A 22,635-nucleotide genomic window follows, 5' to 3' on the forward strand; every position below is an offset into this window, starting at 1 on the left:
CGCTATGCATATTACTCAAGCCCCGAATAGACATCGTTTTCCAGCAAGCATTATTAGCCATACAGTATGGTTATATCATCGCTTTAATAATAGTTACCGAGATGTTCAAGAGCAGATGGCTTATCGAGGTATTATATTAAGTCATGAGACTGTAAGGTTTTGGTGTTATAAGTTTGTAGTTTATTTTCAAGATGTTATTAGTAAGAGAGAGCGAAAGCCAACTGATAAATGGCATTTGGATGAGATGAATATCAAGATCAAAGGTGAAGTATTCATATTATGGAGAGCTGTTGACTCTGAGGGACATGAATTAGAAGTATTACTGCAGAAGCGTCGTAACAAGAAATCAGCTATTCGCTTTTTATCAAGATTATTGGGTAATTATCCATGTCCAAGGGTTATTGTGACTGATAAGCTAAAAAGCTACATTAAACCAGTTAGGTATATGTGTCCTAGGACTAAGCATCGTACCGATAAAAGACTAAATAATCGGATTGAGAATGCCCATCAGCCAACTAGGAGAAAAGAGAAGATACTGATTAAATTTAAGCATCCTAATTCAGCACAATGTACATTATCACTGATGGGAAAAGTCAGAAATATATTTGCTGTAAATGTTGGAAGATATACTAAAACAGCATCTGAGCAAAGAATTGCATTTGCGTCCGCTAAATCCATTTGGGATGAAGCTACTCAAAGACTTCTTGCTGTCTGAAATCTAAAAATATAGTACTTTGTGACACTAATTTACTTAACTTGAGAGGGTGTCAGGAAGTTTGTGTAAGTTGTAAAAATAGTTAAGAATAAAAATAACATAAACAACTTACATGGAGCTAATATGAAGAACAATAACAAAGTATCAAATCCAGCTATAGAAAAATTAGTATCAGAAATACTATCACAAAGTGATCCATCTGAAATATTTGGTAAAGAAGGGATATTTCAGGGAATTAAAAAGCAGATAGTAAATAAGATTTTAGAGAAAGAAATGGAATCTCATATAGGTTATGAGAAACATTCTAAAAATGAGAAATACTCAGATAACAGACGTAATGGTAATTATGAAAAGACTCTAATAGATCCAGAAGGTCGTAAATTGACAGTAGAAGTGCCAAGGGATCGGGATGGAGAATTTGAACCTCAACTAATTCCAAAAGGAGTGCGTAAATTTGAAGGATTTGATGATAAAGTAATATCCTTATATGCTCGGGGAATGACCATTAGGGAAATACAAGGGCACTTAGAAGAACTATATGCCACCAAGGTATCATCTGAGTTAATATCAAAGGTAACTGATGGTATTTTAGAGGAAGTAACTGCTTGGCAGAATAGAGCACTTGATAATGTATATCCTATAATGTACTTAGATTGTATTCATGTTAAGGCAAGAGATAATCATGTAATAATAAATAAAGCGGTTTATCTAGCTATTGGAGTGAATATGGAGGGCAAGAAAGAGCTATTAGGAATTTGGATAGGCAAGAATGAAGGGTGTAAATTTTGGATGCAGGTAGTAACAGAACTGAAGAATCGAGGAGTTGCACAAATATATGTTGCATGTGTTGATGGTCTTAAGGGTTTTCCAGAGGCGATAAATAGCATTTTTCCAAAGACGATAGTGCAGTTGTGTATTGTTCATATGGTAAGAAATTCTGTAAAATACGTATCATACAAAGATCTAAAAGCGGTAACAGCTGATTTAAAAGCAGTTTATTCTGCAATAAATGAAGCAGAGGGATTAAGAGAATTACAAAACTTTGCCAAAAAATGGGATGAAAAATATCCAGTTATTTTTGACATATGGCAACGAAATTGGTCTGGCATAGCTCCATTTTTTAGCTTTCCGGAAGACATTAGGAAGGCGATTTACACTACTAATGCTATTGAATCCACTAACCGTCAAATTCGTAAAATTATTAAAAATAAAGGAGTATTTCCAGATGACAAATCGATTCAGAAAATAATCTTTTTGGCGTTGACAAATGCCTCTAAAAAATGGACAATGCCTATTAAGAATTGGGCGATGGCTTTAAATCAATTTGCTATACTTTGTGATACTAATTTACAAAATTGGGAAAATGGAGAAATCGTACTTACACAAAAAATCTGACAGACCCTAACTTGACGGTGCCATTTTAAATTCTAGACAAAAAAATAGTTAAAATTTGTAAAAAGAATCATATTTTTTTATAGAAGATGTGCGGATAATAATTTCCTCTGGTATTTCAGCTAAGAACCTTGATGGGTATGATCTGACTATTTCGTAGAATATTTTACGGCTTTCAGCATGGGTAATATAAAGCTCTTTTTTAGCTCTAGTAATACCAACATAAGCAATGCGGCGTTCTTCTTCCAAACCTTTTTCACCCTCTTCATCTAAAGATCTTTGAGACGGAAACACCCCCTCTTCCCAACCTGGCAAAAATACTACATCAAATTCAAGACCCTTAGCACCGTGTAGTGTCATTATTGTTACAGAACCACCATAATTGGTCTCTAAAACTTCATTTTCCATAACTAAGCTAGAATGCTCAATAAAATCATGAATATCGTTAAACTCAGCAATAGCTCTTAGCATTTCGTTGATATTCTCAATCCTGCCTAAAGCTTCTTCAGTTTTTTCTTCCTGAAGCATTTCTAAATATCCAGAATCATCGAGTATTGCTTTAGTTACATTTATTGGAGCATCGAAACTAAACCTTTCATGCCAATTGCTGATTTTAGTAACTAAATCTTTCAAAGTTTCATAGGATTTTGTTTTTATCTCACCATCCTCTAGCATTTCTTTAATAGCAACAAAATTAGAAATATTTTTTTCTATAGCATATGCTTTAATTTTATTTAAAGTCACTGCCCCTATTGCTCTTTTCGGCACATTAATAATACGCTCAAGGGCTAAATTATCATTTTGATTTAAGGCAATACGAATATAAGCAAGCACGTCTCTTATTTCCATACGTTCATAGAATCTAAGACCTCCGATAATCTTATAAGGCATAGCACTATTTATAAAGGCTTCTTCAAAGCTTCTAGTTTGAAAGCCTGCTCGCACTAATATAGCAATATTTCCTGCACTATATCTTCCCTCTCGCACTAACCTAGCTATTTCGGAGGCAATATATCTTGCTTCCTCTTTATCGTTCCAACAAGATATAATTTTGATCTTTTCGCCGCTTTCCTTATCAGTCCATAAGGTTTTGCCATGACGATTTTTATTGTTATTAATAACATTTGAAGCAGCCGCAAGAATTGGCAGAGTTGATCTATAATTCTGCTCCAATTTAATAATTGTGGCGTTTAAAAAATCCTTTTCAAAACGTAATATATTACCAACTTCTGCACCACGCCAACCATAAATAGACTGATCATCATCACCAACACAACAGATATTTTTACTTAAGCTCGCAAGCATTCTTGCCCACAAATATTGCACGACATTAGTATCTTGATACTCATCAATTAAAATATAACGATATTTTTCTTGATAATATTTTAATATCTCAGGGTTTTTAATGAAAAGCTCATTATTATAAAGTAGTAAATCCCCAAAATCCACTACGTTAGAGATAAGTAAATTTTGCTGATATTCTTCATAAACAAGTTTTGCTACACGTTGCAGCGGTAAATTAGTATCAGAGCTTGAAAGCTTATTTGGCAATAAACCTTGATCTTTCCAACGTGAGATTACGATATGTATTAATTTAGGAGCATATTTTTTAGTATCAATATTTTTGAGCTTTACTATATCCTTAATCAATCTTAGTTGATCATCTTGGCTAATAATAGTGAATCTGCTATTTAAACCGAGATTTAAATGCTCTATTTGATCACGCAATATTCTTGCTGCCATTGAGTGGAAAGTACCAATATTAAGACCGTAAGAGCTAACCAAATTATGGACTCTTTCCTGCATCTCTTTTGCTGCTTTATTCGTAAAAGTAACAGCTAAAATATTTTGAGGGGATGCTAAATTTTGATGAATAATATTTGCAATTCTTGAGGTTAGTACTTTCGTCTTACCAGTTCCTGCCCCTGCAAGCAAAAGAAGCGGTCCTTCGGTATGAAGAACTGCTTTTTGTTGCTGCACATTTAATGAATGTAAGAAGTCTTGATTTGGCATATATGGATATATTTGTTGTGTGGGTGTCAATCCCAGGGCTTGAACAAAGCTTTTAGTGTCATTCCTGCGAAAGCAGGAATCCAGAAAAAATAAACATAAAAACAGTAAGCCTTTAAAATTAAAAGCTCGATGTATCTCGCTTTATGCTGGATTCCTGCTTTCGCAGGAATGACACCATAGAATAATACCCTCATTTTTGCTTTTATCAATAAAAATTTATCTAATTCTTTTAAGGTTTTTTAGAATATAAGAAAGGGTAATGATAGGATTACAAATTATTATTTTTAATAATTTGAGATAAGAATTTAAATTTTTATCCTCAATAAACCAGCTATATAAATCATCTATAGGCTTAATCTTATTGGGAATAATATATTTATCCTTAAATAATTCCTTTAAAGCTTTTTTAGCTTTTTGTGCTTCTGCTTTACGTTCAGTTGTTAGACTCTGATCATGCACCATATAAAAATATAACGACTCTGGTATATGAGCAAATTTCGTAACAAGCCCAAACCGAAGCCAATATTCATAATCATCAACTAAATACATGTTTTCGTTATATCCACCTACTCTCTTTGCTATATCTGCTCTGTATAAAAAGCATGCTCCAACACAATCACGAATAGGCAAAAATTCCGGAGATTCTTGATAGAGCCTTGCCCCTATTTTGCCCTGCTCATCAATTAAAGTATAATCGGTATAAACAAGCCCTATATCCAGTGAATTATCTAAAACATTATTCATTCTTGCTAAAGCATCTTCGTGCAGAAAATTATCATCGGAAGTCCAAGTAAAATACTGGCCCTTAGCCTCTTTAAAAGCAATATTAAGACTAGCTGGCAATTTTTTATTAGGCTCATTTCTTATTACTTTAATACGCTGATCCTGCTTTGCATATTCCTTTGCTATTTCAAAGCTTTTATCTTTAGAGCAATCATCGATTATAATAAGCTCAAAATCTTTAAATATTTGATTAAGACAGCTCTCAATAGCTCTCGGCAATAACTTCTCTCTGTTATAAACTGGTAAAACTATTGATATTTTTGGAGAATTATTATTCATGTTTATATTTTAATTATTGTGTCATCTCATCATCCATAATGTCATTCCCGCGTAGGCGGGAATCCAGTAATAAAAACACAAATACAACAAGTTTTTAAAATTAAAAGCTCGATGTATCTCGCTTTATGCTGGATTCCCGCCTACGCGGGAATAACACAAAAATTCGGGTAACTCATGACGGTTTAATCTTAACCATACCAAGGAGCAAGAGATAAGCCTACCCTAATCCCCCCCGCAGTAATATCTTCTCCCTTATTAGCCAAATACTTCTCTTCTCTAATTAAGGCGATAGCTTTATTTTGATAGCTAGAACATATTATGCCTATTGAATCATTTCCTGCAAGTATTTCCTCATCTTTAATCAAGGATGATAAATCTTCCTCAGCTATAATTTTGTATATTTTTCTTCTTATAACACCTTGATATTTAGCTCTTGATATAACTTCTTGACCTACATAACAACCTTTATCATAACTAATAGAGTTCAATTCTTCAGCACCATAAATAACTGGAATTGACTCACCTGAAGCCAAATCATCTACTCCGTCTACTATGGCAAAATTATATTTATCCTCCAAATATAATTTTTCATCTGGATTCCCAGCTACGCAGGGGCTTAGTGTTATAGAACGAAATCCTAATAAATTATATCGTGGATCATGAGCTGTGACTAACGAATCCATATTTAATTCCTGATGAGAATAAGCAATTTTATATTCCTCTTTACAATCTATTATTTCTATTTTGGAGCGGAACTTATAAAAATTTAAGTGATCTATTAAGGCAGTTTTACTTTTCTCATCAATATCAATATAAATTTCTTCAAGGTTATGTATATATACAAAGAAATCAAATAAATATCTACCTTGATTATTAAGTAAATAAGTATAACAATAATTACTCTTATTGATATCATTAGTTGTAAGGTTTTGCAGGAACTTTAACGAATCCGAACCCGCTATTTTAATAACCTCTCTATTGTTTAATATTTCGTACATAATTATAATATTATTGACTTTAATACATTGTAACCACTATACTTTAAATTTATGTAAATTAAACTTAAATAATTATGAGATGTTCATCTTACTGTGTTTCTTCTGAATATAAGATGAGTGATCTGGTTACTAATTTAAAAAAGATTGGGCTTGAACCTCAGCATTTTGATGATGTTTTATATATTCGGAAAGAAATAAATAAAGATTCTGATTATATAGATATATTTTTCTTTCCATTCGGTTGTGTAACTATTTGGGGTGGTGACGAAATTCAGGAAAAAGTAATTTTAAATGATACTGATTTAGTAACGATAAATAGACTTGCTGAACCTGTATCCGATTATATTTATTTTGAATATAATGAAGAACACGAAAAAACTTTTATTGACGAAGAAAAAAACAAAATAATTTTAGCTGATAAATCGGTATTTGTTAAGCTATCTATTTCTCATGCACTTGCTCAATCTGTTAAGCTTAGCGTTCTTGAGCAATCTGTAAGTAATTTGATCTCTCAAACCACTCCTATACAACAAGAGCTAGCTAGAACCGGTAGTGTCTCTCTGTCTAAAAAAGAGATATTACAACAAATAGGTATATTATTTAGTGAACGCTATTCAATTAGCTTACATAGCGATATATTCGATACTCCTGAATTTTTTTGGCGTCGTCCTAGCTATGAACCCCTATATCTTATGACGGCAGAATTTCAGGACATAGAAATAAGACAAAATATAATGAATCATCGCCTTAATATGATTCATGAGTTGCTCGATATCCTTTCAAATGACCTTAATTATAAACATTCTACTAAACTTGAGTGGATTATTATTATATTAATTGGTCTTGAAGTAGTATTATCTTTATCTCATACTAATCTTTTTCTAAAAATTATTGGAGCTTTGTAAATAGCTTCATTTATGCAAATTATTAATAGTCAAAAAGTATTAGAAGAGTTTTGTAGGGAATTATCCACCAAAAAATGGTTGAGTATAGATACAGAATTTGAACGTCGTTATACCTATTATGCTAAACTTAGTATAATCCAAGTAAAAGCAAAGGGTTGCAGCATAATAATTGATGCAATAAATAACCTAGATTTAAATGTCTTTAACAAGCTACTTATAGATAATAATATTATTAAAATATTTCATGCACCTCGTGAAGATTTTGAAATTTTCTATAATTTGTTTAAAACTCTACCTTCTAATATTTTTGATGTACAAATTGCAGCAAATATTTGCGGTTTTGGTAGTCAACTAAGCTATGATGATATTTGTTATAAACTTTTCAAAATCAATATTGATAAAACTCATCAAAAATCTAATTGGTTAAAACGCCCTATCACCGAAGATATGCTAAATTATGCATTTTTAGATGTTGAATATTTGGACAAAATATATAAACAACTAAATAAGATAATTTTAGATAATAATTTAACGAATCAATATCAGTCCATGCTTCAGTTTTTATTTAATATTAAAAACTATGAGGTAAAACCCGAAGATGCTTGGAAAAAAGTAAAATTTAGAATTGAGATTAAAGATTTTAATACTAAAATACAAATGCTTGCAGCCTATCGTGAAGAAAAAGCTCAAACTATAAATATTCCACGAAAACATTTCATTTCAGATGAAGACTTAATGAAGTTGTGTAAATATCTACCTTTAACTGAACAAGATTTTAAAAATCTAAACCTAAAAAGTAGACATTTACTAAAACCAAGATACAAAGAAGAGCTAATACAATTATGCAATAGCTATATGCATAAAATAGAATAGCACCGAAAAGTTATTATTCTATGTCATTCCCGCTTAAGGCTTGCCCCGCGTAGATCGAGAGTTGTCATTGCGAGGAGCAAAGCTTTGTTGCAATCTCAGGAAATAATGATGAGATTGCTTTGTCAAAACTTACAGTTTTTCCTCGCAATGACGAGAAAATGATCCACGCGGGCAATACCTTCCCACAATGACGGGCTATTAAAATTTTCTTTTACTGTTGAGGATACGGGTTATTACTTGCCACTTGAGCAGTAACAGTTTTTACACTATTATCATCAAAGAAAAAAGTTATATCAACTGTGTCACCAACTTTTAGATCTTTCCTTATATCATAAAGCATTATATGCATACCTCCAGGTACAAAACCAACGTTAAGATTACCAGAAATTAAAAACGGATAATCTACTTTCACCATTTGACTAACACCATTACTGTCGGTAACTGTTTGGTGCATCTCTATTCTACCTATTTGATCTGAAGATATATTAACTATATTATAGCTAGCCGGTCTAGTATTTACTAATGTAAAATACATAGCAGAATTGCTTAGTACATTATTAACATTTGTTGTAGGTCTTACCCAAGGTTGTGCAAATTGTACAGCTCCTGCTGCATTTAACGTAGATAAAGTAACAGATGAATCTGTAGGGTTAGTATTTTGGGTTGGCTGAGTATTAGGTCTAGCATAGCTTGTTATACTAGCAAAAGCTATAAAACCAGCCAATAAAGTTTTTATCATAATTAACACCTTTTAATAGTTTTATAAAATACTAGCATAAATTTTATATAAATCTAGTTTTTTAGAATATAATGCCTGCGTGTTTCTTTAGGAAATCTCTCAATCGCATAACGCAATGTAGTTCTAGGCATTTGCGATATATGTTGATTTAGAAAATCTATAAGCTGCTTTTCGTCCTTTTTTCCTGCTTCACATAGCATCCACCCTACCGCTTTATGAATTAAATCGTGCTTATCGTTCAGTAATAATTGTGCTATTTTAAAAGTTAAATTGAGTTCATTTTTGCGAATAAAATACCAAGTTGCAACCATTGCTATTCTTCTTTCCCAAAGATTTTCAGATTTTGCTAATTTAAAAAGATATTCCTTATCTTTATCCCATAAATAAGCTCCAATAATATAATGAGCTGAAGCATCAACCAAATTCCAATTATTGACATATTTTATATTGTCTATGTAGAATTCATAAAAAAATTTCTTATCATTATCAGAAGCTTTTTGATATTGATTGATAAGGATAACTAATGCTAAAAGTCTTTCTTCATTAAATCTTGATTTAATAAGTCCGCCTAAATCATCCTTACTTAAATTATAATAAGTTTTAGCTATTTTACGTAAATTCGGTACAGTCACCCCTATAAATTTATCATGCTCACCATATTGCCCTTCTTTGGTCTTAAAAAAGACAGCTAAGCGTTCTGTAGGAATGGTTGCGGAACTAAACAACCCTCAGCTATAAGCTGAGGGGTTATAAAGTGGAATCGATTAGAAATCGATCATCATTCACAGGTTCACCTTCCTGTTCATCAATATAGTGCTGTATCATTTCATCAGTTATATTACCTGAACTGACTGCCATATAGCCCCTAGCCCACAAATGATTGCCCCAAAATTGTTTTCGTAAATGAGTAAATTCTTGCAATAAAATTCTTGAGCTAATGCCTTTTAAATACTGTACTAACTTGCTAAGAGATATTTGCGGCTTATATGAGATAAATATATGTACGTGATCACATGATATTTTCCCTGAAATTATATGTACTTCATGTTCCATACAAATCTGCCTCAGTAAATCTCTAGTCCTTTCCGATACTTTGCCTATCAATATTCTCTTCCTATATTTTGGTATCCATATAAGATGCACTTTTAAATCATACTGACTATGACTATTCTTTCTATAACTTCTCATATTTCTTGATATAAATTCATTGCTAAAGCAATTTCATTATATCTTCCCTTCGCCTAAAGGCGAGGGATTTTTGATCCCCGAAGGGGGACATTAATTAGAATATTTCTAATTTCTTATAAATTTTCTTTCATGTTCAATAAGCCATTTTTTGCGATGTAATCCTGAACCATATCCGCCAAGCTCGCCATTATTATTAATAATGCGGTGACATGGAATAATTATAGCAAATCTATTTGCTCCGTTAGCATTTGCAACAGCTCTATAAGCAGTTTCTTTACCCACTGCCTTAGCTTGTGTAAAGTAGCTTCTTGTTTCGCCATATGGCACATTCATTAGCTTTTCCCATACTAATTTCTGAAACTCGCTTCCTACAAGGCGTAAAGATGTATTAAATTTTTGTAAATTGCCGTCAAAATATGACTTAAGTTCTTTTTCAACTGATGAAATAGGTTTGGTATTGCCATTAATAATAGACAATTTAGTCTTAACTTTAAGCATTTTAATTTTACGTTCTAAGCCTTTACTTTGAGCAAAATCAAGCAAATAAAGTTTCTCTTCATCACTAATAGCAAGCATCGAACCAAGCGGCGTATCAAGAAAAGTGGATTTTAAACTCATTTTTTTACCTAAAATTTTTTTAGTATTATATATTGATTTCTTTATTTAACAATTTTATTTTTTTTTAACCAATAATTCCAAACGATTAAAACAGATAGAATAGAGAGTATTTAATGTCCCCCTTCGGGGATCAAAAATCCCTCGCCTTTAGGCGAAGGGAAGATATAATGAAATTGCTTTAGCAATGAATTTATATCAAGAAATATGAGAAGTTATAGAAAGAATAGTCATAGTCAGTATGATTTAAAAGTGCATCTTATATGGATACCAAAATATAGGAAGAGAATATTGATAGGCAAAGTATCGGAAAGGACTAGAGATTTACTGAGGCAGATTTGTATGGAACATGAAGTACATATAATTTCAGGGAAAATATCATGTGATCACGTACATATGTTTATCTCATATAAGCCGCAAATATCTCTTAGCAAGTTAGTACAGTATTTAAAAGGCATTAGCTCAAGAATTTTATTGCAAGAATTTACTCATTTACGAAAACAATTTTGGGGCAATCATTTGTGGGCTAGGGGCTATATGGCAGTCAGTTCAGGTAATATAACTGATGAAATGATACAGCACTATATTGATGAACAGGAAGGTGAACCTGTGAATGATGATCGATTTCTAATCGATTCCACTTTATAACCCCTCAGCTTATAGCTGAGGGTTGTTTAGTTTGAGTGACGTCATTGCGAGGAAAAACTGGTTTTGTCCCATGGATAACAAGTTGTCATTACGAGGAGATACGAAGTATCGACGTGGCAATCTCAGGATTTAATATTAGATTGCAGCAAAGCTTCGTTCCTCGCAAGGCATTGCCTGCGTAGATCGGAAAACGTTTACCATGTCATCCCGTGACTTGATCACGGGATCCAGTTAAAAATACTAATAAAATTAGTACTTTTTATTATTTTTTGGATGCCGCAGGTACAAGCCACGGCATGACATTGAAAGTACTTTTCGATCCACGTAACAATTTTTCCTTGCAATGACGGGAAAACAGTCAATCATCTATAATATCTGCAAGTCTAGTGAATAGAGCCTCAATCATGTCCCAGCCTTTTTTCTGAATATTAAGCAGTAAAAGATCATTAACATTTAACTGTTTTAATAAATCTACTCCCATTTGTTCATGCTCGGGGTCGAGGTGCAGATGGGTTTTAAAGTGCTTTTCTGCTTTTTTACAACTTAAAAATATCGAGCCTAATTGCTCATAAAATATAGTAGCACACGATTCTATTATCATATGCACAAGCACCGCCCGCTCACTATCACCAAGTGTCATCATTTTTAAAGTAAACCAAGAACCAAGTGCCTCAAAGATAGGATCTTCCATTTCTGTATTATTTTTTCTATCTTTTGAGAGTTCTATATTGTGACCGAATTCATCAAGTAAATGTTCCCAAGCAAGTTTTGTAAATTTTTTATGTTCTGAAAATACTACCCTTGCAAGTACCATTTTTTAAAATTCATTTGACCAGATTTGGAAGTAATCAAGAAATTTATTTTTTTGTGCGTCACTTTCTAATTTAATTTTAAATAACTTATTTTGTTTAAATCTTTCTTTATATTTTTCATTATCTAAAATTAAACGATCTATTATATTCATGATTATTAATATTAATTAATTATTCAGACATATTAATATTAATAGAAAATAAATGCCATCAAAATTGTTAATCTTTATCTACCAATTTTTAAAACCATATGTGTAGCTATAGACAAATATAAACTGCAAAATCATAATTTGTACACAATATATATATATAATATTTCTGCTGATCCATTTTAAATTTATAAATATTCTTTTTGAATAATTACTTATGATCATTAATATATATGTAGCTGTTAATAAGATAAGATCTAAAACTAAATCAAAATTTGAGGAATTAAGATCACTAAAAGAAATAGTAAGCATGAACAAAGCTGAATGTACTAAAGTAATAAGAATTGTTACAAAACAACAAAGTTTTAGGCTTTTGGGTTCATGTTTTGCAATAAATCCAAGTATCATAATTGCAATTACAATCGTACCATAATCAATGATAGCCCAACTTATATACCATAATATTATCATTATAATAACATGGCAGTAGCCGCTATAGAAGAAACGAGTTAGCGACTTACGAAAACAATAAATATAGCACTGCCCTAAATAAATAGAGATTAAAATATTTGTGGTGATAAACTGCTTGAATAATATTGTAGTGTAAATTTGTAGTAAAATACCCCATATTATTATTCGCAATTTTGGCTTATCATGAAAATTATAGCCAGCAAAAAAGCAAAAAACTGGCATAGCAGTACGACCAATTATTCGCAAAATAATAAGGTCAGGATATAGATACAAACCTATATGATCAATGATCATGGCTATGATTGCTAGAGTTTTTAGCAAATCTTGATAATTTGATTTATTTTTACTACTTTCTAACATGCTTAACTACTTTTAATAAATAAGCTACACTAAAAAAGACTATAATCCCAATTGTAATAGTACCTCCTAATGCAAAAACTTTAATCAGCAAATATTCCGAATAAAAATATTCTAAGAAATAATGTTTTATTGAGCCAATCATAATAGACATAATTGTGCAGCATAATAAAACTTTAATACAAAAAGATTTTATATCCTGTTCTATATGTAGCATATTCTGCTTTTTAGTATAGCTATATAATAAACCTAAATTATACCAAGCTGCAATAGAAGTACCAACTGCAATACCGATATGCTTTAAAGAATCCATCAATAATAAATTCATGCTGGTATTAATTATTATTGAAAATAGAGTTATTTTCAGAGGTGTTTTAGTGTCAATATTAGCATAAAAAATGGGGGTTAGAATTTTTGCTAAAATAAAAGCAGGCAGCCCTAAAGCAAACGCAGAAATAGCCTCAGCCGTATTTGTAGTATCAAGGGAAGTAAAAACGCCTCTTTCGTAAATCACGTTAATGATAGGATGCGATAAAATTATAATTCCAAAAGTCGCAGGTAAAGACAAAAATAGCCCCATTCTAATTGCGTTATTCTGTACTTTCGTTGCAGCTACTATATCATTTGATTTATATATTTTTGATAATTCAGGTAATAAAATAGTTGAAAAGCTAGTGCCTATTATTGATAGAGGAAATTGATAAATTCGGTCCGCATAGGATAGTATGGATATAGCTCCCTCAATAAAGCTAGCAATAGATTGAGAGATAAAAAGGTTTAATTGCTGTACGCCTGAGCTAATGGTCGCCGGTCCCATATTAATTAAAAGCTTTTTTACATCTGGATCATTTGGCTTAAAAATAAACGGAAAGCTTAAATCCGCTCTTTTAACGCAAACAAACATAAAAGAGACTTGTAATATTCCAGCAATTATTAAAGATAAGCTGATTGAAATGGTAGACTCTGTATAATTATCCAACATTAATGTACAGACTATTACGCATATGCTTAAGATAACAGGTGAAAAAGCAAAAGCAGCAAAGCGTTTTACTGAGTTTAAAATCCCACCTAACAAAGCTGTAAGTGATACAAATATTAAGTAAGGTATAGTGATTCGGCATAAGAATACTGTAAGCTCAAACTTCTCTTTTTTACCGTGAAAACCAGGAGCTATAAATAGCATTAATTGCGGCATAAATATCTGCATTAATACTATTATAATTATTAATGAGAGTAGTAAAAGTGTAAAGACCTCACCAGAAAATCTACCTGCTGCTTTCTTAGAAATCAGCATTTTTTCATTATAAATAGGGATAAAGACATTTGATAATGCTCCCTCAGCAAAAATTCTTCTAAATAGATTTGGTAATTTAAAAGCAACATTTATGCTATCACCCATTTGAGTAGAGCCGAATAATGATGCAATAAATTGCTCACGCACAAGCCCAAATATGCGAGAAATTAGTGTAAAAAAGGCTACTACAATCCCTGATCTGAATAATGTCACTGTTTTATAATACTATTGTTTTTATAAGTACGTCATTGCGAAAAGATGTTGCTTGGGTGAATCAATTTTTCCTCTGTTATCCCGTGGCGGCATTGCCCGTATAGATCAGTTTTCCAGTTGTCATCTCGCGACTTGATCGCGGGATCCAGTTAAAAATATTAATAAGATTAGTATTTTTTATTATTTTTTGGATGCCGCAGGTACAAGCCACGGCATGACATCGAAAGTGCTTTTCGAACCACGCGGGCAATGCTGCCGCGGGATGACACCCATGCACCACCTTGGCAGGAATGACATAAAACTAATTCTTAGCTCTCTCTACTCCCTCATTAATCAGGCTATCAGCTTTGGCTTTATTTTCCCAGCTGGTAACTTTAACCCATTTACCTTTTTCTAAATCTTTATAATGCTCAAAGAAATGAACTATACGTTTCCTAAGCATCTCACATACATCATCTAATTCTTTGATATGATCAAAGGTAATATCAAGCTTAGAGGTTGGAACTGCAATAATTTTCTCATCAAAACCCGATTCATCTTCCATCATCAATACCCCAACAGCTCGGCACTTAATTACTGAGCCAGGCACTACTGGATGATGCGATACAACAAGCACATCTACCGGATCACCATCATTAGAAAGAGTATGCGGAATAAAACCGTAATTACATGGATAACTCATTGTAGTTTGCATGAAACGATCAACAAAAACCGCTCCTGATTCTTTATCAAATTCATACTTAATCGGACCACTATTCATCGGTATTTCAATGATTACATTTATTTCGTCGTTATTTGCTTTTGCTTTAATTTTATCTATGAACATGTTTTATTTTTTTGTTATAATTGTTTTATGTTATTGAATAGCTCATTTGTCATTCCTAGCTAAAAGCGGGAATCCAGTCAATTATATTGTCATCCCGTGACTTGATCATGGGATCTTGTGCCATAGAATGTGTCCTGAGATACCTAAGGTACAAGTGAGCTAGTATGACAGATTTTTTTCTAGATTCCCGCTTCTGCGGGAATGACAGTATTCGGAGGTCGGTAATTCTCGTCATGTTTTGCAAGCAACTCCCTTGCTATAAACTTGCCATTTGATAACTTACCTATAGCAATAATGCCCTGATTCTCACGAAATAAGGCAGGCAGCACTCCTTGATATAATATTTCTAAGTCTTTAATATTGTCTGTGATAACAAAATTTATTTTATCAGCCGCAATTTTATTTATTGAATCTACTTTAACTAGTCCGCCAACTCTTAGTTCTTTCCCCTGCGCTACTTCATTAATTTTTGATGGTGGCACGAAAAATACTATACTTTTTTCTAAATTATAAAGTATTATACTAACTCCTATTACTGCTGAACAAAAGCAAATAATGATAGTTATTAACCTATTTTTTGCTCCTTTTTGCATCAATATTTTTTTTCTCTTTCTTATAACTTATAAAGCTACTAACTAACAATACTCCCAGACTTAAAAAGGTAAATATATATGCTGCTAACAAATAATTATTCATCAGTTACTTTTTAAAAATTCCATAATTTCGCTAGGAGCAGAATCTAAATAAAAATGCTTTAGATATTTTCCATTTTTATCCATTAGATAAGTAAAAGAAGAATGATCTAACATGTAATCTTGGTCATTATCATTTTCACTAGCAGCCTTAGCATAATAAACCTTAAACTTATCTGCTACTTCTCTTATTTGCTTCTCATTACCTGTAAGTCCAATAAATTTAGGATGAAAATGTTTTAAATATTCTTTTAATACCGCTGGAGTATCGCGGCTTGGATCAATAGTAATAAAAACTGGTACTATATCTATCTTATTTTCGCTTAAAATTTCCACCGCTTTTGTTATTTTATTTAAAGAAGTTGGGCATATATCAGGACAGCTAGTAAATCCAAAATATATAAGGCTTAATTTACCTTTTAATTCATCACTGCTAAATATTTCACCATTTTGATCTATTAATTCAAAGTCACCACCGATTTCTGCGTTATCTTCATAAATATTTACCTGACCAGCAAGAGGCTTATCTGGAGTCTTTAAAGATAATAACAAATATAATGCTCCAACGCCTATTAATAGACTAACTCCAATAATAATTTTTATAACATTTGATTGCATTTTTTATATCCTCAAATCTTATACAAGACCTAGTTTTTTAGGTTTAAAATATTTTACCCAAATATCTATTAGTAATTTAGTAATAATAATTGCTGAAAACATCGATGATATAATCCCGATTGTTAATGCCACAGCAAAGCCTTTTATTGCTCCAACTCCAAATATATAAAGTAGAAAAGCAACAATCAGAGTAGTAAGGTTAGAATCTAAAATAGTAGCAAAAGCTGACTCAAAACCAGTTTTAATAGCATAAAGGTTGGAAGTTCCTTTATTTAGCTCTTCCTTTATTCGCTCGTAAATCAATACATTAGCATCAACAGCCATACCCATAGTAAGTATTATCCCAGCAATCCCTGGCAGAGTTAAGGTAGCTTGGAAAAGCGACAATAATGCTAAAACATATAGCATAGCAAGGCTTAAAGCTATATTTGCAAATAAACCAAGCAAGCCATAAGACCATATCATAAATATACAAACTGCTGCAAAACCAATTATCCCTGCCTTTTTTCCCGATTCTATAGAATCAGCTCCAAGATTCGGTCCTATACTTCTTTCTTCAATAATTTTAAGCGGTGCAGGCAACGAGCCGGCACGTAATAATAACGCAAGTTCATTTGCCGATTCAACAGTAAAATCACCTGAGATTATACCACTACCACCCATAATTGGTTGATTTATTGTTGGAGCACTAAGCAGATTATTATCTAAAACTATAGCAAGATGCTTTCCAACATTATTTTTAGTAACTTCACCAAATAATTTACTACCAAAACTATTAAAAGAAAATGATACAACCGCCTGTGAATTCTGATCAAAAGAGGCTGCGGCAGTTGTTAATGAATCACCACCTAAAATAGCTTTTTTCTTTACAACTAAATAACCCATTCTATCCCCTTGAACAAGCATTGAACCCATAGGCACATGACCTTTTACTGCTTCTTCAACATTGGCATTTTCATCAACCAAGTGAAAAGTTAACTTGGCAGTTTTACCTAAGATATTTTTTAAATAGGTTGGATCTTCTTCACCAGGAACTTGTAATAATATATGCCTGTCACCTTGTTTTTGCAGTATAGGCTCTTTAGTGCCAGTACTATCAACTCGCATTCTAACAATCTCAATAGATTGATCGACTACTTTATTAAGTAGCTCACTTAATCTAGATTCGCTATAGGAAAGCTTTATCCTATTATCATTTGCTTCAACATTAATCTCAGGATCAATTTTGCTAATTATTTTCTTTAATGGCTTTAATTCTTCCTGCGATCTCAGCTCTAACTGAATATTATTCTGCTTAACTAATAGATTTTTATAACCAACTTTATCTTCACGGAAGCTTTTACGTAAAGTATCGGCTAAATTTTCCATAGTGTCATTGAGATAAGTATCGAAATCAACATCAAGCAATAAATGTGCTCCACCCCTAAGGTCAAGCCCTAAATTTACTGAATCATGAGGCAGATATTTGGACTCTACCTGTGTAAAATTCGGTAAAGCACAAATAACTGCAAAAATCGTACATATAATTGAAAGGAAAATTTTCCACTTAGGAAGATTTTGCACCGCTTACCTTCTTATCTTTTTTGTTATTTTTATTATCTTCCTTTTTAAATGCTACATCTTTAGAACGGCTAGTTATATCAACAATAGCACTTTTTAAAACTTTAATACGTACATCTTTTGCTATCTCAACTTCAATGTTAGGTTCGCTTTCACTAACTTTAGTAACGATCCCGTAAATACCGCTATTTGTTAGAACTTCTTCACCCTTTTTAACTTCGCTTACTAATTTCTCTCTTTCTTTACGACGTTTTTCTTGTGGACGTAACAGTAAGAAATAAAATACTGCAAAAATTAAAACCATCGGTATTAAGCTTGTTAACCCCGATTGTAAAGAATTCGTAGTTTCTACAGGTACCACTTCAGTTTCTTGTATCTCTATTGTATCATTATTATTTGCGTTACTGTCTTGCCCATTTGTCGACATAAATTATTTCCTTTAAGTTTAAAAAATCAATGAAATAAAAATAGTTGCCTAATCGCTTTAATGCAAGGGTAAAATAAAAATATAGAAGAAAAAGAGAGATTATTAATTGCTTTATCACTTAATAGAGAATGAGGAATAAGTGATTTTATTAGAAAATCTTAAATTTATGGCATCGTTTTTGAATTATGGGAGTTTTTTAAAACTTCTTTATAAACTTCAAGATTTTTTCGGAGCATTAAATCAAGAGAGAAATCATTAATTACAGTATGTCTTGCGGCGGTTTGAATTTTCTTAGCTTCTTCAGTATTTAAAATAGATAAGCAATGATCAATTTTTTGAGCTAAATCTTCAGCATCATTCGGCTTTACGTGAAAACCTGTTACATTATCATTTATTGTTTCAGTAGCTCCACCAATATTAGTGGCAATAACAAGCTTTTCCATAGCCTGCCCTTCAATGATAGTACGCCCAAAAGCTTCAGGCTCAATCGAAGCAGAAACAATAATATCTGAAATACCGTAAAGATTTATGATATCAGAATCATTACCAAAAATTTGAATTTTATTTTGAAGTTTTAAATTTGCGATAAGTTCTTTTACTCTATTAGTAAAACTTGGATGTCTTGATAAATCACCAACCATTAAACAATAAAAATTTCTATGCTTTAACTTACTTAATGCCTCTACTAAAACAAGATGTCCTTTCCAGCTAGTCATTCTCGAGGGCATCGATATTATCGGTACATTATCTGGAGCATCATATTTATCACGACATTTTTTAAGCCTTTCTGGTGTTAAATTTGCTGGATCGAAATAATCACAATTTACACCACGCTCAATTACCACTATTTTACTTTCATCAACATTATAATTTTTAAGTAAATGCTGCTTCACAAAATTGGATACGGCAATAACTTTCTCTCCCTTTAACATTATACTATTATAATATTTCTTCAAATCATTAGGAGCGTTATAAATACCATGAAAGGTTGTTAAAAACTTAGTATTCGTCCATTTTGCTGCTAGATATGAACTCCATGCTGGAGCTCTTGATCTTGTATGAACTATATCAACCTTATATTTTTTGATTATTTCAGCTATTAACCTAGCATTACTTAGAATTACAAAAGGGTTTTTACTACTACTATTCATTTGAATATGTAGTATATCCTCATTATCTAACTCTTTAACTAAAGCACCGCCAGCTGAAATTATAATCGGAGTATGACCAAGAACTTTAAGATATTTTGCAACTTCTATAGTCCCTCTTTCAACTCCTCCTGAAACTAAAGCAGGAACTACTTGCAAAATAGTATATTTATTGTATCGTTTACTTGAATTTAATGAAGGCATTATATTTAATGAAGGCATTATAATTTCATCTGTTTAAATAATCATTTAAAATGCACAAGCTTTATACTAGAACACAAGACAAATTTGTTGTCTATAATAATTATAGAATTGTTAATACAAATATTCCACCTGTAATTTTTTTACACGGCTTAATGTCAGGTATGCATTCATCTAAAGCTCTCTATTTAATAGATTATTGTAAAAAAAACAATTATAATTTTACTATTTTTGATAATTTTGGTCACGGTCATGCTGCAGGACAATTTACAGATCAAACTATTAGTAGTTGGTTAGAAGGAGTAGCTCTAGTTTTAGATGAATTAATTGATGATCAAGCTATAATAGTCGGCTCAAGCATGGGAGGATGGCTTGCACTTCTTGCAGCTTTAAAGTTTCCAAATAAAGTTAAAGGACTTATCTGTTTAGCCCCTGCGGCTGATTTTACGGAAGATATTTGGCACAATCTATCGCCAACAGATCAATCTAGAATACAAAAAGAAAGTGTGTTAGAAATATCAGGTAGAAGTTGTGAACATAGATATCCTATTAGCTATAAATTAATAGAAGATGCAAAAAAGCATTTACTATTGACAAAGAACAAAATTGATATAAATATTCTGGTACATTTAATCCATGGCATGTTAGATGAAGATGTACCTTATGATATTTCTCTTAAGCTGTTAGAAAAAATAACAAGTAAACAGATAATACTGAAATTAATTAAAGACGGAAAACATAACCTATCTAGAGAAGAGGACTTAAAGGTGATGACAAATTCTTTAGAGGAATTGATCCAGCTTCAACATTTTCGATCTTGATACTAAATTTTGCAAGATTCGCTTATACTCACGTATTAAATATACGCTCCGTTAAGCTCACTTTTAAATTCAGCATCAATATTCAAAAATGTTTTTGCTGTAAATTATATTAAATAAAGAAAAAAATAATTATGTTTAGTAAAATAAATAAAATTCATGATTTTAAAGAAGTTATAAAAGCAATAGAAAAAGCAGATGGAACTTATCTAGTACTTTTTGATGTTGATGAAGTAATAGTGATGGATTCAGACGAGTCTAGAACACATGATTACCGCAAAATATTAGTAAATGACATTGAAAAAAGGCTCTCTCGTAAAGAGTGTGAATTATTAATGAGCGTAGTTCTAAAGGACCGCAAAGCTAGGTTTGTGAGTGACGATATTTTAACCATATTTGCTTTACTTAAAGAAAAAAATATTCCAGCAATGGGTCTTACAAAGCTTCCTACCGGTAAATTTGGCGTAATTGAAGATATGATAGAGTGGAGAGTACGAGAACTAACTTCATTAAAATTGAATCTTCAAGAATTATCACCTTTAAATGATGAAGTAATAATAAAGGATTTTAATGCTGGTTATGGTGATCCTATTTTAAAAGATGGGATAATTTACACCGCAGAATATGATAAGGGAGCTGTGCTTGAATATGTGTTGCAAAAAACAAATTATTCTCCGAAATCAATAATATTTATAGATGATATAGAAGAAAATTTATTATCATTACAAAAGACATGTAGTAAACTAAAAATTAATTACCAAGGTTTTGAGTTTATGGGCTCTGCAATAGTTCTTGAACCTGATCTTGATGAACAACTAGAAAAAATTAGATTTGAGATTTTAGAAAAAGAATATAAATGGTTAACGGATCACGAACTTAAAAAATTAAATAAATAATATTAATTATGCCTACAAAACTTATTATCCTTTTTGTCCTATTTTTTTCGCTTTCTACTATTGCAAGTAAAAAAATAGAAGAAAAAATTACAGGAGTAAAAGTTACTAAAGCAGAAACAGCTGAGCTTTATGAAGTCTTTAATATTGTAGGGCGATGCCAAAATAATAATAGCCGTGATTATTATGCTAATGCTGCTGGTACTGTTGAAAAAATTTCAGCTATGCAAGGACAAATAGTTAAAAAAGGTGATATATTACTAGTTATAGATAGAGATGTAGCGGAAACTACTAAATCAAAAGCCGAGGCTTTATTAAATACAAAGCAGGAAGAGTATAATAGAAAAGATGCTTTATTTACAAAGAAATATGTAAGTAGCCAAGAACATAAAAAATCGAAAAGCGAGCTTGAAGAGGCTAAATTTAATTATACAATAGCTCTTAAAACTTACAATGACATGATAATTATCGCTCCTTTTAATGGTAAAATAGGGGTGATAAAACCTATGGTTGGTGATGAAGTAAAAATAGGTGATTATCTTTTTAGTATTACAGGAGCTGATAAATCACAAAGTGTTTTTATTGAATTACCAGAATCTTTAAGCGGCAAGGTCCTTGCCGGTACAAAAGCAATAGTTAATGGCAAAATCCATAGTGAGGTTTTTGCTATCTCACACTATTTATCAAATAATGGTACTATAACCGCTAAAATTGCCTTACCAAATAATACAAATATCTTACATAATAGCTATGTAGATGTTAAGTTGATAATTAACCCACATGAAAATTTAGCTGTGCCAGAAAAATCTATACAACGTAATAATCAAGGTAATTTTGTCTATAAAATAGATGGTGATATAGCAAAACAACTATATGTAAAAACTGGTTTACGAACCAATGGCTTAATCGAGATTATTTCCGATAACATCAAAGACAGCGATATAATCGTTACAGAGGGCATGCCTCAAATAAGCGATGGTGCAAAAGTAAAAATACTTAATGAGTAAA

The 22,635-nt window shown here is 31.7% G+C and carries 23 protein-coding genes and 1 pseudogene; 8 read left to right on the forward strand and 16 right to left on the reverse strand.

From position 1 onward, the window contains the following. Positions 1-4 precede the first annotated feature (4 nt). The gene (locus tag BA173_RS00535; RefSeq protein WP_095568243.1) at positions 5-715 is read left to right on the forward strand and encodes an IS6 family transposase; all 711 of its coding nucleotides are present in this window, start codon (positions 5-7) and stop codon (positions 713-715) included. Between the two features lie 123 nt (positions 716-838). Next, positions 839-2,110, forward strand: coding sequence for an IS256 family transposase (locus BA173_RS00540; RefSeq protein ID WP_157738025.1), 1,272 nt, complete (start codon positions 839-841; stop codon positions 2,108-2,110). A 48-nt stretch (positions 2,111-2,158) separates the two neighbouring features. On the opposite strand, the gene pcrA is transcribed toward BA173_RS00540, so the two are convergent. From pcrA to BA173_RS00555, 3 genes are all read right to left on the reverse strand, one after another. Beyond that, positions 2,159-4,120, reverse strand: coding sequence for a DNA helicase PcrA (pcrA, locus tag BA173_RS00545; protein ID WP_068041798.1), 1,962 nt, complete (start codon positions 4,118-4,120; stop codon positions 2,159-2,161). A 216-nt stretch (positions 4,121-4,336) separates the two neighbouring features. Further along, positions 4,337-5,182, reverse strand: coding sequence for a glycosyltransferase (locus BA173_RS00550; protein WP_068041801.1), 846 nt, complete (start codon positions 5,180-5,182; stop codon positions 4,337-4,339). 188 nt (positions 5,183-5,370) lie between these two features. After that, complete coding sequence (locus BA173_RS00555; RefSeq protein WP_016948157.1) at positions 5,371-6,180, reverse strand: YgfZ/GcvT domain-containing protein; 810 nt, start codon at positions 6,178-6,180, stop codon at positions 5,371-5,373. Between the two features lie 113 nt (positions 6,181-6,293). On the opposite strand from BA173_RS00555, the gene BA173_RS00560 reads away from it, so the two are divergent. Together BA173_RS00560 and BA173_RS00565 are read left to right on the forward strand one after the other, a co-directional pair. Beyond that, complete coding sequence (locus BA173_RS00560) at positions 6,294-7,085, forward strand: RMD1 family protein (RefSeq protein WP_016948158.1); 792 nt, start codon at positions 6,294-6,296, stop codon at positions 7,083-7,085. Positions 7,086-7,097: 12 nt separating this feature from the next. After that, positions 7,098-7,958 carry a ribonuclease D gene (locus BA173_RS00565; protein WP_016948159.1) on the forward strand — a complete coding sequence of 287 codons (861 nt, stop codon included), beginning with the start codon at positions 7,098-7,100 and terminating at the stop codon, positions 7,956-7,958. Positions 7,959-8,169: 211 nt separating this feature from the next. On the opposite strand, the gene BA173_RS00570 is transcribed toward BA173_RS00565, so the two are convergent. The 4 genes from BA173_RS00570 to BA173_RS00585 all read right to left on the reverse strand — a co-directional run bounded on the left by BA173_RS00570 (position 8,170) and on the right by BA173_RS00585 (position 10,503). After that, positions 8,170-8,697, reverse strand: a complete 528-nt coding sequence (locus tag BA173_RS00570) for a copper chaperone PCu(A)C (protein WP_016948160.1) — start codon at positions 8,695-8,697, stop codon at positions 8,170-8,172. A gap of 53 nt (positions 8,698-8,750) precedes the next feature. Further along, positions 8,751-9,422, reverse strand: coding sequence for a DNA alkylation repair protein (locus BA173_RS00575; RefSeq protein WP_016948161.1), 672 nt, complete (start codon positions 9,420-9,422; stop codon positions 8,751-8,753). Between the two features lie 22 nt (positions 9,423-9,444). Beyond that, complete coding sequence (tnpA, locus tag BA173_RS00580; protein ID WP_095568244.1) at positions 9,445-9,885, reverse strand: IS200/IS605 family transposase; 441 nt, start codon at positions 9,883-9,885, stop codon at positions 9,445-9,447. A gap of 105 nt (positions 9,886-9,990) precedes the next feature. Then, positions 9,991-10,503 carry a methylated-DNA--[protein]-cysteine S-methyltransferase gene (locus tag BA173_RS00585; RefSeq protein ID WP_016948162.1) on the reverse strand — a complete coding sequence of 171 codons (513 nt, stop codon included), beginning with the start codon at positions 10,501-10,503 and terminating at the stop codon, positions 9,991-9,993. Between the two features lie 204 nt (positions 10,504-10,707). On the opposite strand from BA173_RS00585, the gene tnpA (BA173_RS00590) reads away from it, so the two are divergent. Continuing rightward, positions 10,708-11,148: an IS200/IS605 family transposase gene (gene tnpA, locus BA173_RS00590; protein ID WP_095568239.1), complete on the forward strand. Its 441-nt coding sequence runs from the start codon at positions 10,708-10,710 to the stop codon at positions 11,146-11,148. 358 nt (positions 11,149-11,506) lie between these two features. Here the strand turns inward: tnpA (BA173_RS00590) and BA173_RS00595 are convergent. The 9 genes and pseudogenes from BA173_RS00595 to BA173_RS00635 all read right to left on the reverse strand — a co-directional run bounded on the left by BA173_RS00595 (position 11,507) and on the right by BA173_RS00635 (position 19,919). Next, positions 11,507-12,112, reverse strand: a pseudogene (locus BA173_RS00595) (hypothetical protein). Between the two features lie 78 nt (positions 12,113-12,190). Further along, positions 12,191-12,940, reverse strand: a complete 750-nt coding sequence (locus BA173_RS00600; protein WP_016948165.1) for a TraX family protein — start codon at positions 12,938-12,940, stop codon at positions 12,191-12,193. Next, the gene (gene murJ, locus BA173_RS00605) at positions 12,927-14,444 is read right to left on the reverse strand and encodes a murein biosynthesis integral membrane protein MurJ (protein WP_016948166.1); all 1,518 of its coding nucleotides are present in this window, start codon (positions 14,442-14,444) and stop codon (positions 12,927-12,929) included. Before murJ ends, BA173_RS00600 begins: the two co-directional genes overlap by 14 nt. A 301-nt stretch (positions 14,445-14,745) precedes the next feature. Then, positions 14,746-15,270, reverse strand: coding sequence for an inorganic diphosphatase (ppa, locus tag BA173_RS00610; protein WP_016948167.1), 525 nt, complete (start codon positions 15,268-15,270; stop codon positions 14,746-14,748). A gap of 179 nt (positions 15,271-15,449) precedes the next feature. Further along, a complete protein-coding gene (ccmE, locus tag BA173_RS00615; protein WP_016948168.1) occupies positions 15,450-15,863 on the reverse strand; it encodes a cytochrome c maturation protein CcmE in 414 nt (137 codons plus the stop codon). A 102-nt stretch (positions 15,864-15,965) separates the two neighbouring features. Further along, a complete protein-coding gene (locus tag BA173_RS00620; RefSeq protein WP_016948170.1) occupies positions 15,966-16,580 on the reverse strand; it encodes an SCO family protein in 615 nt (204 codons plus the stop codon). An 18-nt stretch (positions 16,581-16,598) separates the two neighbouring features. Then, positions 16,599-18,143 (reverse strand): protein translocase subunit SecD, encoded by a 1,545-nt coding sequence (gene secD, locus BA173_RS00625; protein WP_016948171.1) that lies wholly within the window; start codon positions 18,141-18,143, stop codon positions 16,599-16,601. Then, on the reverse strand, positions 18,127-18,567 hold the full coding sequence (yajC, locus tag BA173_RS00630) for a preprotein translocase subunit YajC (protein WP_016948172.1): 441 nt from the start codon (positions 18,565-18,567) through the stop codon (positions 18,127-18,129). Before yajC ends, secD begins: the two co-directional genes overlap by 17 nt. A 164-nt stretch (positions 18,568-18,731) precedes the next feature. Continuing rightward, positions 18,732-19,919: a glycosyltransferase family 4 protein gene (locus BA173_RS00635; RefSeq protein ID WP_068041214.1), complete on the reverse strand. Its 1,188-nt coding sequence runs from the start codon at positions 19,917-19,919 to the stop codon at positions 18,732-18,734. Between the two features lie 50 nt (positions 19,920-19,969). Between BA173_RS00635 and BA173_RS00640 the strand changes: the two genes are divergently transcribed. From BA173_RS00640 to BA173_RS00650, 3 genes are all read left to right on the forward strand, one after another. Next, complete coding sequence (locus BA173_RS00640; protein ID WP_016948174.1) at positions 19,970-20,737, forward strand: alpha/beta hydrolase; 768 nt, start codon at positions 19,970-19,972, stop codon at positions 20,735-20,737. Between the two features lie 131 nt (positions 20,738-20,868). Further along, positions 20,869-21,630 (forward strand): DUF2608 domain-containing protein, encoded by a 762-nt coding sequence (locus BA173_RS00645; RefSeq protein ID WP_068041208.1) that lies wholly within the window; start codon positions 20,869-20,871, stop codon positions 21,628-21,630. Between the two features lie 5 nt (positions 21,631-21,635). Beyond that, a complete protein-coding gene (locus tag BA173_RS00650; RefSeq protein ID WP_179852209.1) occupies positions 21,636-22,634 on the forward strand; it encodes an efflux RND transporter periplasmic adaptor subunit in 999 nt (332 codons plus the stop codon). Position 22,635: the final 1 nt, after the last annotated feature.

Origin of the sequence: Rickettsia sp. MEAM1 (Bemisia tabaci) (genome assembly GCF_002285905.1) — a bacterium.
Classification (GTDB): Bacteria; Pseudomonadota; Alphaproteobacteria; order Rickettsiales; family Rickettsiaceae; genus Rickettsia.

Excerpts from the sequence above, each read along its gene's own strand:
- BA173_RS00535 (WP_095568243.1), top strand. The coding sequence starts at position 5 with ATGCATATTACTCAAGCCCCGAATAGACATCGTTTTCCAGCAAGCATT.
- BA173_RS00540 (WP_157738025.1), top strand. The coding sequence starts at position 839 with ATGAAGAACAATAACAAAGTATCAAATCCAGCTATAGAAAAATTAGTA.
- pcrA (WP_068041798.1), bottom strand. The coding sequence starts at position 4,120 with ATGCCAAATCAAGACTTCTTACATTCATTAAATGTGCAGCAACAAAAA.
- BA173_RS00550 (WP_068041801.1), bottom strand. The coding sequence starts at position 5,182 with ATGAATAATAATTCTCCAAAAATATCAATAGTTTTACCAGTTTATAAC.
- BA173_RS00555 (WP_016948157.1), bottom strand. The coding sequence starts at position 6,180 with ATGTACGAAATATTAAACAATAGAGAGGTTATTAAAATAGCGGGTTCG.
- BA173_RS00560 (WP_016948158.1), top strand. The coding sequence starts at position 6,294 with ATGAGTGATCTGGTTACTAATTTAAAAAAGATTGGGCTTGAACCTCAG.
- BA173_RS00565 (WP_016948159.1), top strand. The coding sequence starts at position 7,098 with ATGCAAATTATTAATAGTCAAAAAGTATTAGAAGAGTTTTGTAGGGAA.
- BA173_RS00570 (WP_016948160.1), bottom strand. The coding sequence starts at position 8,697 with ATGATAAAAACTTTATTGGCTGGTTTTATAGCTTTTGCTAGTATAACA.
- tnpA (WP_095568244.1), bottom strand. The coding sequence starts at position 9,885 with ATGAGAAGTTATAGAAAGAATAGTCATAGTCAGTATGATTTAAAAGTG.
- BA173_RS00585 (WP_016948162.1), bottom strand. The coding sequence starts at position 10,503 with ATGAGTTTAAAATCCACTTTTCTTGATACGCCGCTTGGTTCGATGCTT.
- tnpA (WP_095568239.1), top strand. The coding sequence starts at position 10,708 with ATGAGAAGTTATAGAAAGAATAGTCATAGTCAGTATGATTTAAAAGTG.
- BA173_RS00600 (WP_016948165.1), bottom strand. The coding sequence starts at position 12,940 with ATGTTAGAAAGTAGTAAAAATAAATCAAATTATCAAGATTTGCTAAAA.
- ppa (WP_016948167.1), bottom strand. The coding sequence starts at position 15,270 with ATGTTCATAGATAAAATTAAAGCAAAAGCAAATAACGACGAAATAAAT.
- ccmE (WP_016948168.1), bottom strand. The coding sequence starts at position 15,863 with ATGCAAAAAGGAGCAAAAAATAGGTTAATAACTATCATTATTTGCTTT.
- BA173_RS00620 (WP_016948170.1), bottom strand. The coding sequence starts at position 16,580 with ATGCAATCAAATGTTATAAAAATTATTATTGGAGTTAGTCTATTAATA.
- yajC (WP_016948172.1), bottom strand. The coding sequence starts at position 18,567 with ATGTCGACAAATGGGCAAGACAGTAACGCAAATAATAATGATACAATA.
- BA173_RS00635 (WP_068041214.1), bottom strand. The coding sequence starts at position 19,919 with ATGCCTTCATTAAATTCAAGTAAACGATACAATAAATATACTATTTTG.
- BA173_RS00640 (WP_016948174.1), top strand. The coding sequence starts at position 19,970 with ATGCACAAGCTTTATACTAGAACACAAGACAAATTTGTTGTCTATAAT.
- BA173_RS00645 (WP_068041208.1), top strand. The coding sequence starts at position 20,869 with ATGTTTAGTAAAATAAATAAAATTCATGATTTTAAAGAAGTTATAAAA.